Below are 12,507 nucleotides of genomic sequence, written 5' to 3'. Positions count from 1 at the left end.
CTTGATAGAATTTCCTGTTAAGCAGTGTTTTAATGTAAGAGTATAAATTAACATTGGAGTGTAGAACATTATATTCAAATATTGAAGCAACAATAAAGGAGTTTCTAAAGAGGTTTAACTGGAAGGGCAAACTACTCGTCAGATGCTGGTTTAAAACTATGCTCTATGCCTTTTGTAATTCAATAATGGTAAATTTTAGCAGGATTTACTAATATATCAGGCCCATCGGTGAAGATGTTTGCTTTTTTGTCTTTTTCTTGAAAATCTTGTTCATATATAGTTGTCCTGAACTCCAAAGAAAGCATTAGTCAGGATTACAAAAGAAAGTGAATATTATCCTTAATGAATGTCTCCGAATAAGCAAAAAACATGGAATAGATAAATATCAGTTCTTTAAGTGGACTCATAGAATGGTTCGAGAACAATTTGGATATTTATAAGACAAGGATTTATAATGTCTGATTTTATTCCTTTGTCGGTACCAAGTATTAAAGGTAATGAGTGGAAATTTATTAAAGAATGCCCAGATAGTGAATGGGTATTTCATCTGGTAAATATGTGGAAGAATTTGAGAATTACATTTGCAAATTTACAGTTGCAAAATATACAATTGCTTGTATAAATGGAACTTCGGCTTTACATGTAGCAATTCGATTGGTAGGTGTAATGCCTGAAGGCGAAGTTATTGTACCTACTATGACCTTTATTGCTACAGTTAATGTAGTTAGATACTTAAATGCTGAGTCTATTTTTATAGATTGTGATGATTATTACAATATTGATGTCGAGAAAACATTATAATTTATTAAAAAAATGACTTTTTAAAGAATGGGTCTACATATAATAAAAAGACGAAAAGAAGAATATCAGCAATCATTCCAGTTCATATATTTGGAAATGCAGTTAAAATGAAAGAGTTATTAACAATCTATAATGAAAAAAATATTAAGGTTGTGAAGGATGTTGCCGAAAGCCTATGAACTTATTATTACAAAGTTCCCTTAAAAAATTGCTACATAGAACCTGTTGGTGATATTAGTTGTTACTCCTTTAATCGAAATAAAATTATTGCAGCTGGTGGTGGAAGAATGATTGTAACAAATAGAAAATACGCTGAGAGAGCTAAATATCTAACAACACAAGCAAAGGATAATCCTATACGATATATTAAATCGACTATAATTTCTGTTTAATTAATATACAGGCAGCTTTATGCTTAGCTCAATTAGAACAATTAATAAATTATATTAATATAAAAAGCGGAATTATTTGCTTTATAAGAGAAAGACAGATAATATTCCTTGTTTACATCTTGCAGATACTCAAGATTGTGCGGTCTCCAATTATTAGTTTTACTGTCTACAGATTGATAAAATGGTATATGGGAAGGTTAGGGAATAATTAATGGCATACCTGTATGAAAACAGAGTCCAAACACGGCCTATATGGTATCTACGTCATTTACATTTACAGAATCCTTATTTAAATTGTCAGCGCAATAAAATTGAGAAAGCTTATGATATGCTTGAGAAAACTTTAAATATCCTATTTTCAGTAAATTTTAAAATAATAAAATAGAATATATAATTGAACTATTAAAAGTGAATAAAATATGAAAAAGCCCTTATTGATTTTAATAGGAGGTGGTGGCCATTGTAAAGTTATTATTTCTGTTTTAAATAAACTTAAATGTTTTAAAATCATAGGCATTGTTGATAATAATAGTGTAGGGAATTCAGTAGAAGGAGTTAAAGTTATAGGCACAGATGAGAATTTGGAGTATTTCCGAAAAAAAGGTATAACTCATGCCTTAATTACTATTGGTAGCATAAGAAATAATACGAAGAGATTAGAATTATTTAAAATCTCTGAAAAATTAAGATTTAAATTTCCTGTCATAGTCTCACCTGAAGCTATTGTTGATAAAACTGTAGAAGTAGGAGATGGGACAGTTATTATGCCTGGTTGTGTGGTTAATATTGATACTACCATAGGAAAGAATACTATTATAAATACAGGCGCGCAAGTAGACCATGACTGCAGAATAGGAGATCACTGTCATATTGCACCTGGTGCCCACATTTCAGGTGGTGTAGAAATAGGAGATTTAAGTTTTATAGGTATTGGGAGCACAATAATTCAAGGTGTAAGAATAGGAAAAAATGTTATTGTTGGTGCAGGGAGTGTTATAATAAAAGATATTCCGGATAATGCAGTTATCGTTGGAAACCCTGGGAAGAGAATAAAATGAATATGTTTTATGAAGTACAAAACATTTAAAATTTTTTAAAATGAAGAAATCTAGTAAACTTGTTATCGTTGTTGTCTATCCAGGAGTCGAGAAATTTTTAAAGGATTATTTTTCAACAATATTATTTCAAATAGAACATGATTTTGATTTGTTAATATTAAATGATCAGGCCAATTTAGATATTAGTAAGATATGTCATAAAAGAATTAAAATAATTAATATTGAGGATAAAATGTCCTTCGCGCAGATTAGATATGAAGGAATATTATATGGAATTCAAAATCAATATGAGACAATAATATTCACCGATGCAGATGATTACTATTCAAAAAATAGAATTTCTCTTTCAGAAGAAATGTTGAAAAATTATTCCTTTGTGTTTAATGAAATTGAACTTGTTGATTCTAAGAAGAAAAAAATTAGATCAAATGTATTATTACATTTGGGAGTTAAAATGGAATATGATAATATTGATGAAATTATAGATAAAAATTACTTTGGATTGTCAAACACGGCCGTTAATGTAAAAGAAATAAAATCCTTATATATTCCTAAAGACATTATTGCAGTTGATTGGTGGATATTTACTGTATTATTATTGAATGGTTGCAAGGGAAGATTTATCAAAGAGGTAAAAACCTATTATCGTCAGTCAGAGATCAATTTAGTTGGATTCTGTAATAAACTTAATGAAAAAAGACTTATGCTAGGGATAAAAGTAAAAACAAATCATTATAAAAATCTTATAGAATTTTGTGAGGGGAATCACTTAGAAAAAGAAAAATTGCTATATAAAAGAAAACTTGACGAAATGAAAGAATTGAAATATAAATTGAAAAATCCAGGGTTTAGAGAAAGGTATATGGAAGTAATTAACTACAATTATGATAGAATCTTTTGCGGTTGGTGGAGTGAAATTTTACCGATAAATAAATGGAGTAAATATGCGTAATAATTTTTATCAGGAGATAATAGAAAGAAAAGAACCTTATATCATTGCTGATATCGGTGCAAATCATAACGGCGATATTGAATTAGCAAAGAAAATGGTTGATAAACTTTCAAAATTAGGCTGTGATGCAGCAAAATTTCAGTCTTGGTCAAAAAAATCATTATTTGTGATGAGCTTTTATAAAGAAAGATCTAGCTTTTCAGATGAAAGGTTCGGAACACTTGAGCAAATGGTAGAGAAATTTGCTCTTTCTCAAGATGATTTAATTACACTAAGTGAGCATTGTAGAACCAGACACATCACATTTTGTTCAAGTGCGTTTTCACCAGAAGAGGTTGACCTTTTAGATGAGTTAAATGTTCCTTTTTTTAAAGTTGCATCAATGGATTTAAATAATCTACCATTCTTGAAGTACATAGCAAAAAAGAAAAAACCAATAGTTTTATCTACAGGAATGGGAAGTTTAGCTGAAATAGAAACTTCTTTAAATGAGATTTATAAAACGGGTAATAGAGAAGTAGTTTTATTGCATTGTGTATCAATTTACCCACCTGACGATAGGATTATAAATCTGAGAAATATAATTATGTTAGGGAATGTGTTTAAAGTTCCCGTTGGTTTTTCTGATCATACAATAGGGATTTCAATTCCTCTAGCTGCTATTGCTTTAGGAGCGAAAATAATTGAGAAGCATTTTACTCTAGATAAAAATTTACCCGGGTGGGATCATGCTATTTCCGCTAATTCAAAAGAAATGGAAATAATAATAAAAGAAGGAAAGAGAATAGTAAATGCTTTAGGGGAATACAAAAGAGTAATTTCAAATGCAGAAATGGAACAAAGAGGTTTATTTAGAAGAAGTATTGTGGCCAAGAGATATATTAAAAAAGGTGAAATAATTAAAGAAGAAGATTTAGATTTTAAACGCCCAGGTACCGAAATTAGGCCTGATGAGCTAAAATATGTCATAGGCAGGAAAGTAAATAGAGATATTGAGGAAGATGAAATCATAAAATGGGAATATCTTTTTTGAAAATGGAGATTTAAAGGAAATGATTTTAAATATCTAAAAGAAGTTCCAGAATATGGAGAAATGTCAGGACCATCTGGTAATATGAATAAACGATTTGAAGTAGCGTTTGCAAAAAAAGTTCGTGCAAAATATGCAGTTACATTTAATTCTGGTACTAGTGACTTGCATGTTGCTCTTGACGCTGTTGGTGTTCAAGCAGGTGATGAAGTTATTATCCCTCCATTAACTGTTATCTATAATGCAGTGGTAATATTAGCTCAAAATGCAGTCCCGATTTTTGCAGATATTGATCCTGATACATTTAATATAGACTTGGAAGATATTAAAAATAAAATATCTCCGAAAACTAAAGCTTTAATGCCTGTGTCTCTATATGGATTATCATGTGATTTAGATCAGATGATGGAAATTGCAGAAAAATATAATTTATATGTCATTTACGATGCCGCAGAAGCCCATATGGCTATGTATAAAGGTCATTCTATCGCTGAAATTGCGCATATAACTGTCTATAGCTTGGAAAATTCAAAGCATATAACAATAGAAGATGGTGGTATTGCAGTTACAAATGATGAAGAGCTTGCTCAAACAATGAAATATTTAGAAGTTTAGGATACGCGATCATGAAATCTGCAGGTGGAAGAATACGTATAATGGATAAGAATGTTTTTCAATATCCTAACTATAAAAGGCATGATGCGTTTGGATTAAACTATAGAATGTCTGAGGTTGCGGGCAGCAATAGGATTAGCTCAGCTAGAAAAGATAGATTCATTTGTTAAATTAAGAATTGATATAACGAATATGTTTTTAGATGTCATGAGAGATTGGGAATATTTAATTCCACAAAAAACACCTGAAGGATATGTAAATACATATTGGACTGTTGCAGTTAAATATGAGCTTAAGAATGTCCCCTGGCAAGAATTCAGAAAAAATATATTGATTTTGGTGGAGATGGAATTTATGTCGCTTGGACATTAATATATGAGGAGAGCCTTTTTTTCATCTGAAGGATATAAAAAAGATGTCCATGTTTATATAAGAATATTTCTTATAGTGGAGGTATTTACCCGGTAGCAGAGGAAATTCAACCTAAAATTATGCAGTTTGTTAATAATTACAGAAGTATTGAAGAGGCAGAACCCAAGATCAAGGCATTAAAAAAAACGATCAATTATTTTAAATAAGGATAAAAAATAATGAAACCCAAGATTGGAGCTTTAATTCCTATAAGATTAACATCTGAAAGATTACCCAATAAAGCTATCAAAATTTTGTGTGGTAAGCCTGTAGTCTGTCACTTATTAGATAGAGTATTTAACTCAAAATATTTAACTAAAGAAAATGTTGTAGTATGTACAACAAATGATGTTTCAGACGATCCGTTAGTGGAAATTGTTAAGAGTTATGGTGCAAGTGTTTACAGGGGATCGAGAAATGATATAATTAAAAGATTTTACGATGCCATTAATGAATTTAATTTTGATTATGTAATAGAGATAAATGGAGATAATATCACTGCTGAACCACGTTATATGGATTTAACAATGGAGAAATTGATTTCATACAATACATTGGACATAGTGACATGTTATAGTCTACCATTGGGAGTTGGTTCACAATCTTTTTCCATGAACGCAATAAAAAAAGTTTATAAGAGATATAAAACTAAACGTAATGATACGGGTTTTATATACTACTTTACAAAGACAGGATTGTGTAAGCACCTAGATATAGAACCTATATCAAAGAACCATATCTATGACAATATTCGACTTACGCTTGATTATCCAGAGGACTTTGAATTTTTCAAAGTAATTTTTGGAGAATTATATAAAGAGGGAGAAATATTCCATTTCGATGATATATTAAATCTTATAAAAAAGCGGCCTGAAATTGTAAAGATTAATAATTTTTTAGAAAAAAAATATTGGAAAAGAACAAAAGCCAAAGTTAGTTTAGAGTATATAGATGAAAAGGGAAAAATAAATGAGATAAAACTTTAATTAGTATTAATTAATGGAGAAATAGTGTTATGAGTAAAATCATTGATAAGTACACTATCATGTACAATTATACAATTAGAGAATCCATTAAAAGAATGGATGAAATTGGAATAGGTTTTATAGCAGTTACTAATGAGTTTGGTAAAATATGTGGTGTTGTTACTGATGGGGATTTTCGTAGAGCAATATTAAAAGGGGTATCATTAGATGATGATGTTATTAAGATTGCAAATAAGAGGTTTATAAGTATAGATCCGAAATATAGTGATAAGGAGATTAAAGACATATTTAAGAAGAATCCAATCAAACATATTCCGGTTATTAAAAATGGAAAGTTAGTAGATTTAATTATAAAAGAGAAGTTTTATAGTGGGGAAGAATCTATAAAATACAATCAGATAAATTTACCAGTTGTTATAATGGCAGGTGGAAGAGGTGAGAGACTGGATCCTTTTACGCGGATTCTTCCCAAACCCCTTATTCCTATAGGTGATAAGACTGTTATAGAAATTATTATGGATGAGTATGCTAAGTTTGGGATGAAAAATTTTTATATTTCTATAAATTATAAAGGTAAAATGATAAAAGCATATTTTGAAGATTTTGCTGGCGATTATAATATTTCCTTTATCCAAGAGGAAAAACCATTAGGAACAATAGGTGCATTGAAATATCTAGTAGGAGAGATTTACACTCCATTTTGCGTTTCAAATTGTGATATTATTATAAAGAGTGATTATACAGAGATTTATAAGTTCCATAAAAAAAATGGGTATATTATTACAATCGTATGTTCATTGCAGCACCATATAATTCCATATGGGATATGTGAAATAGAAAATGGTGGAATTCTGAAAATGTTTATTGAAAAACCCCGCTATGATTTACTTGTAAATACAGGAATGTACATTTTTAATCCAGAGGTTTTAGATTATATACCTAAAAATGAAGCTTTTGATATAACTGATTTAATTAAAATAATATTAAAAAAAGGTAAAAGAGTTGGAGTCTTCCCAATTTCAGAAAAATCATGGTTAGATGTCGGGCAATGGGAAGAGTATAAAGAAACGATCAAATATTTAAAATTATTCTAAATAATACTTTTTATGAAAAGATTAATAATTGGTACAGTACCGGATGATTTTGATATTTCTAAAGATATATTAATAGGTCCGTGGTGTTGCTATAATAGGGAAAAATATCTCGAGCACATAGAGTTTTTAAAAATAGTTCCAGATCCATATCAATCATCTGATGATATGAAAAATGATTCGGATAATATTATTCGATACATTAACACTTTATTACCAGACTTAGTAAAAAAATTAAATGTCATTAATAATTGTCAATACTCCGAGAAATTTTGGAATATTATTTTAAAGCCTTGGCTTTTAACACTTTTGCATACTACTTGGGAAAAGCAGTTAAGGATTGAATATGTATTAAAAAAATTTGGAAATGAAATTATTTCTATCGATATAATAAAAAATGATATAGAATGGGATTTTATTGATTCTATCGATTTTTTAGAACGGGGTGTTTTGAATCCGGATTATAATGAATGGCTTTTCTCACGTTTATTTGAAGCGATTATACCAAAAAAATGGAAAGTTAGTTATATCGAAAAAAGCGTTACACTTCCCTTAAAAACAAAAAAGAGAATTGGACTAAGAAATTCATTAAGAAGTCATTTGTTTCATCATTTCAGATGCTATGGAGTATATGGAATAGGGTTGTTTAATTCTATTCTTCTATCTATATTATTACATAATAAACCTAAGATAAAGATAGATTATAAGGAAGACAAGATAAATGAAAAAAACGCAATTCAATTACCTTGGATGATAGATATTATGTGGTTGATTGAAAAAACTATGCCGTTAAGATTTCGAAACATTGAGAACACTAATAAAAGAAAATTTAAAGAAGGTAAAATACGTTTAATCGGACCTTTATTATTTTGGAATGAAGATGATAAATTTGAATTAGCTTGTGCTGTTGAAAATGGAGAACACCTAGTTTGTACTCAACACGGGGGTAATTGTGGAATATCTAAAGTATATTCATTCCCAGCAGAATTTGAATATAATCACTTAGCTTTTTTCTCATGGGGATGGGAAGAGCAGGAGGATTATGGCGGAAATATAATCCCCTTACCTTCGCCATATTTGATAAAGTTCAAAAGAAAAAGCTTTGGAAATAAAAGTAAGTTACTTTTAGTGAGCACGCGTGAATATATTTTTCCATATAGATTAGCATCTGTACCTCAACCATTAGAGAGAATAAAATCTAGAAAGCATAAGATTGATTTTTTAAATAATTTAGATAGCAACGTTTTCCATAACACAATATTTTATTCATATCCAAATGAAAGTGGTGCATTAAATAATTATAATTATTTTCGCATTAAATTTAAAGATTTAATGATAAAAAATGGGAGATTACATCAGGATATGATGAAAGCTAAACTGATAGTTTTAGATCATCCAGGGACGACACTCAATATTTCTCTGTCAGCAAATATACCTACTATTGGATTCTGGGATAAAAATTCTTGGTCTCTTTGCCGTCAAGCTACACAAATATTTGACAGATTAGAAAAAGTTGGTATTATTTTCTCTTCAGGGGAGCAAGCTGCGTTTAAGGTAAATGAAGTATGGAATAATATAGAGGCATGGTGGTCTCAGGAAGAGATACAAATGGCTGTGCGAGAGTGGTGTCAGAAATATGCACTTACTAACCGCTGCTGGCTTTGGAAATGGATTAAAACACTTTGGAAACTTTAATTGGCAATATAAGAAAATTAAAAATAAAGGATATTTATAAATAAATGTTCAATGTAGAAATAGGAGCTCCAAGTATAAAGAAACGAGCTATTGTTTCAATATTAGCAAACTTTTTATATATGATTATAAATTTTATTACTGGAATAATAGTAGCTCGAAAACTAGGACCTAGTAATTATGGTAATTTCACCTTTTTAATAGGAGTTTTTATTGGATTTAGAGAGCTTTTAGAATTAGGGACTTCAAAAGCATTTTATACTTTCATTTCACAGAAAAAACAAACAATTTATTTCTATATAGTCTATTTTTTGTGGCAAATCTTACAATTTATAGGTGTTATAATATTAATTGCAATAATATTACCGCAGAAATGGGTTAATATAATTTGGCAAAACCATGATAAAAGCTTAATTATATTGGCTTTTATAGCTACTTTTTCTAAGAATCAAGGATGGCAAACAATTATTTATATTGGAGAATCTTTAAGAAAGACAATTGTTGTTCAGTTAATGAATGTATCTGTTGGATTCTTACATTTTCTTTTCATTTTAATTTTAATATCAATAAATAAAATTACTATTAGTAATTTATTTATTATAATAATAGTTGAATATGTAACTATTTCTTTAATATCCTTAAAAGTTTTAGAAATAAATAATGACTGTTTTTATAAAGGAAAAGAGCCCTTAGTGGAAATTGTAAAAAAGTATTATGCTTATTGTTCTCCTTTAGTATTGCTTTATATAATGTCTTTTTTAAATATATTTTTTGATAAGTGGCTTCTTCAGCATTTCGGAGGATCAATACAACAGGGTTTTTTTTCAGTTTCACAGAAACTTGGAATGATAAGTCTTTTGGTTACTTCTTCTATTATAAAAATATTTTGGAAAGAAATATCTGAGGCAAATAAAAATAATGATAAAAAAAAATTGTTTAATTTGTATAGGAAGACTTCCAGATTAATTTATTTTGTAGGAGCAGTTATTACATGTTTTTTATTGATGTGGACGAAATATATTGTATTAATAGTTTTAGGTCCTGATTATAAAGACGCATATATACCTTTAGGTATTATGCTTTTTTATCCGATACATCAATCGTTGGGTCAAATTAATTCGGCTATGTTTTTGGCGACTGAAAAAACAAAAAAATATATGTCTGTTGTAACTTTTTTTTTATTGCTAGGTATCCCGGTTTCCTATATTTTCATAGCGTCATCTTCAAGTCCAATCCCAGGCTTGGAGTTAGGATCAATAGGGTTAACAATAAAAATGGTATTATTACAATTTATTGCTATAAATGCACAAATAATTTTAATATCAAAAATGTTTAAATGGAAAATAGATGTTATTTACCAACTGAATGTTATTTTGTTAATTATTTTTGCATATAGTTCAAAAAAGATTGTTGAATTTGGATTTTCCATTTTTGGATTTCGAGTAAATATTATTTTTGTTGTTTTGATTGCAGGAGTTATTTACTTGGTTTTTATTTACTTACTATTATATTTTTTCCCAAATACGATACAAATGGAAAGGAATGAATTTAGAAAGTATTTAAAAATAATATAGCATCTTATATTAATCCTAAAGTGATTAAAGAAATTTTAAAATTTATTATTTTTTTAATTAATATGCCTATATATTGGATTTCTTCCTTAATTCCTAAAAATAGCAATGTTTGGGTATTTGGTGCATGGTATGGACAGAAATATAGTGACAACAGTAAGGCAGTTTTTGAATTTGTAAATAAAAAAAATAAAAATATTAAAGCAATATGGTTATCTAAAAATAAAAAAGTTATTAAAAAATTAAGGCAGTTGGGTTATAAAGCCCATTATCCTTATGGTATTTTTGGTTATTTATATTGCTTAAGAGCTGGTAAATGTATAGTATCTTCTTCTTTTATAACTGATGTAAATAAATTTGCTATTTCAAAAAACACGAAAAAAATCTTATTATGGCATGGTGTCCCAATAAAAAAAGTTGGGAAATCCGATAAAATTGAAAAAAATATGGGGTCAAATGTTTTAATAAAAAAAATAAAATATACGCTATTTCCTAATCTAAGAGAAGAATATGATATGATTACGGTAACATCAAAAATAAGTAAGGAGGTGTTTGTTAAAGGTTTTGATATTGATAGACACAGAGTAAAAATAACTGGATATCCAAGAAATGATATGCTTATTAAGAATATCGGTTATAATAATAAAGATAGATTTGAAATTCTGTACGCTCCTACTTTTAGGGGTGATGTGGGATCTGAATTTAAATTTCCTCCAGAAGTAAATTTTAACCAACATAAAATAGATGAATATTTAGAAAAAAATAATATGTTTTTATATGTTAGATTACATTATGCAAATAAATTTAGTGAAGAATTATTAAAGTCAATAACTCAAATGAAAAACGCCTCAATATTTGATTGTTGTAACATAAATGAACATTTAGGTAGATTTGATTTACTAATTACTGATTATTCAGGGATTTATATTGATTACTTATTATTGGGAAGGCCAATTATATTTTTCCCATTTGACTATAAGGAATATATAAGAAATGAGAGAGAATTAGTTTATGAATATGATAAAATTACACCTGGACCAAAAGCGTATAGCTGGGATGATATTTTAAAACATATTGATGAATTAATACGAAAACCAAGTCTATATAAGAAAGACATTATTAAAGTTAGAAATATTTTTCATAAATATATCGATGGGAAGAGCTCTTGCAGAGTATATTATGAGATAATGAAATTGTAAAAAGGAGTGTCCCAATTTTTGTGTAAATGGGATAAAGGAATATTTTTCTTACTGTTTCTGAGTTGTGTAAATACCTTCAGAGAGTTATGTTTAACCGTTTAACAGACGGAGGTATTTGCCATGAAATTAGAAAAAGCCATCATTCAGAAACTGGAAAAGGATTTGGAGACCGTAAAAACAATGGATGATTTGCTTGGTAAGAACGGGGTTATCAAAAAGCTCGTCAAACACTTAACTGAGCGGCTGTTACAGGAAGAGCTGACTCAGCATCTGGGATATGAACGTTATCAGAAGAGAGAGCATCATGGTAGCAACTCACGCAATGGTAGTAGCACCAAACATTTAAAAGGGGAGTTTGGTAGCATTGCAATAGATGTGCCCCGAGACCGTGAAGGGGAATTTGAGCCATTGCTGATTGCCAGGCATCAACGTGAATTTGGCGATCTTGAGGGTAAGATTCTCTCTTTGTATGCCAGAGGAATGAGCGTATCCGTAGGATCCCTATTCGGGACGGGATATCCGTGAGCATTTACAAGATCTTTATGGGCTGGAATTATCCGCTGCCTTCATCAGTCGTCTTACCGATAGGGTGCTTCAAGAAGTCTCCGTAGGATCCCTATTAGGGAAAAGACTGGCAACAGCGTCCGTTAGAGGCAGTTTATGTCATTGTATATTTTGATGCTATTCACTACAAGATTCGCAGCGATGG

The 12,507-nt window shown here is 29.4% G+C and carries 11 protein-coding genes and 1 pseudogene; all 12 read left to right on the top strand.

All coding sequences use genetic code 11. The annotated features are described in order from the left end of the window. The first annotated feature begins 454 nt into the window (after positions 1-454). Positions 455-1,616 (top strand): annotated as a pseudogene (locus tag H0Z29_11180) (DegT/DnrJ/EryC1/StrS family aminotransferase). Continuing rightward, positions 1,613-2,251, top strand: a complete 639-nt coding sequence (locus tag H0Z29_11175; GenBank protein ID MBO8132053.1) for an acetyltransferase — start codon at positions 1,613-1,615, stop codon at positions 2,249-2,251. Before H0Z29_11180 ends, H0Z29_11175 begins: the two are co-directional and overlap by 4 nt. Positions 2,252-2,291: 40 nt before the next feature. Beyond that, entirely contained in the window at positions 2,292-3,203 is a 912-nt protein-coding gene (locus tag H0Z29_11170; protein ID MBO8132052.1) for a glycosyltransferase family 2 protein, read from the top strand. Further along, entirely contained in the window at positions 3,196-4,236 is a 1,041-nt protein-coding gene (locus tag H0Z29_11165; GenBank protein MBO8132051.1) for an N-acetylneuraminate synthase family protein, read from the top strand. Before H0Z29_11170 ends, H0Z29_11165 begins: the two co-directional genes overlap by 8 nt. Positions 4,237-4,296: 60 nt before the next feature. Beyond that, on the top strand, positions 4,297-4,848 hold the full coding sequence (locus tag H0Z29_11160) for an aminotransferase class I/II-fold pyridoxal phosphate-dependent enzyme (protein ID MBO8132050.1): 552 nt from the start codon (positions 4,297-4,299) through the stop codon (positions 4,846-4,848). 117 nt (positions 4,849-4,965) lie between these two features. Then, the gene (locus H0Z29_11155) at positions 4,966-5,220 is read left to right on the top strand and encodes a DegT/DnrJ/EryC1/StrS family aminotransferase (protein MBO8132049.1); all 255 of its coding nucleotides are present in this window, start codon (positions 4,966-4,968) and stop codon (positions 5,218-5,220) included. 218 nt (positions 5,221-5,438) lie between these two features. Next, positions 5,439-6,245: a hypothetical protein gene (locus H0Z29_11150; GenBank protein MBO8132048.1), complete on the top strand. Its 807-nt coding sequence runs from the start codon at positions 5,439-5,441 to the stop codon at positions 6,243-6,245. A gap of 29 nt (positions 6,246-6,274) precedes the next feature. After that, the gene (locus H0Z29_11145; protein MBO8132047.1) at positions 6,275-7,339 is read left to right on the top strand and encodes a CBS domain-containing protein; all 1,065 of its coding nucleotides are present in this window, start codon (positions 6,275-6,277) and stop codon (positions 7,337-7,339) included. A 12-nt stretch (positions 7,340-7,351) separates the two neighbouring features. After that, a complete protein-coding gene (locus H0Z29_11140; protein ID MBO8132046.1) occupies positions 7,352-9,031 on the top strand; it encodes a hypothetical protein in 1,680 nt (559 codons plus the stop codon). Between the two features lie 44 nt (positions 9,032-9,075). Further along, entirely contained in the window at positions 9,076-10,602 is a 1,527-nt protein-coding gene (locus H0Z29_11135; GenBank protein MBO8132045.1) for a lipopolysaccharide biosynthesis protein, read from the top strand. A gap of 62 nt (positions 10,603-10,664) precedes the next feature. After that, entirely contained in the window at positions 10,665-11,798 is a 1,134-nt protein-coding gene (locus tag H0Z29_11130) for a CDP-glycerol glycerophosphotransferase family protein (GenBank protein ID MBO8132044.1), read from the top strand. A 120-nt stretch (positions 11,799-11,918) separates the two neighbouring features. Continuing rightward, positions 11,919-12,323 carry a transposase gene (locus H0Z29_11125; GenBank protein ID MBO8132043.1) on the top strand — a complete coding sequence of 135 codons (405 nt, stop codon included), beginning with the start codon at positions 11,919-11,921 and terminating at the stop codon, positions 12,321-12,323. Positions 12,324-12,507: the final 184 nt, after the last annotated feature.

This window comes from Candidatus Neomarinimicrobiota bacterium, from assembly GCA_017656425.1.
In the GTDB taxonomy this organism is placed as follows: Bacteria; Fidelibacterota; UBA2242; order UBA2242; family B5-G15; genus JACDNV01.
This window is presented reverse-complemented; position numbering and strand designations above follow the sequence as displayed.

Bases quoted from the DNA above. Each gene is read 5' to 3' on its own strand.
- H0Z29_11175 (MBO8132053.1), top strand. From the start codon at position 1,613: ATGAAAAAGCCCTTATTGATTTTAATAGGAGGTGGTGGCCATTGTAAA.
- H0Z29_11125 (MBO8132043.1), top strand. From the start codon at position 11,919: ATGAAATTAGAAAAAGCCATCATTCAGAAACTGGAAAAGGATTTGGAG.
- H0Z29_11160 (MBO8132050.1), top strand. From the start codon at position 4,297: ATGTCAGGACCATCTGGTAATATGAATAAACGATTTGAAGTAGCGTTT.
- H0Z29_11150 (MBO8132048.1), top strand. From the start codon at position 5,439: ATGAAACCCAAGATTGGAGCTTTAATTCCTATAAGATTAACATCTGAA.
- H0Z29_11140 (MBO8132046.1), top strand. From the start codon at position 7,352: ATGAAAAGATTAATAATTGGTACAGTACCGGATGATTTTGATATTTCT.
- H0Z29_11170 (MBO8132052.1), top strand. From the start codon at position 2,292: ATGAAGAAATCTAGTAAACTTGTTATCGTTGTTGTCTATCCAGGAGTC.
- H0Z29_11145 (MBO8132047.1), top strand. From the start codon at position 6,275: ATGAGTAAAATCATTGATAAGTACACTATCATGTACAATTATACAATT.
- H0Z29_11165 (MBO8132051.1), top strand. From the start codon at position 3,196: ATGCGTAATAATTTTTATCAGGAGATAATAGAAAGAAAAGAACCTTAT.
- H0Z29_11135 (MBO8132045.1), top strand. From the start codon at position 9,076: ATGTTCAATGTAGAAATAGGAGCTCCAAGTATAAAGAAACGAGCTATT.
- H0Z29_11130 (MBO8132044.1), top strand. From the start codon at position 10,665: ATGCCTATATATTGGATTTCTTCCTTAATTCCTAAAAATAGCAATGTT.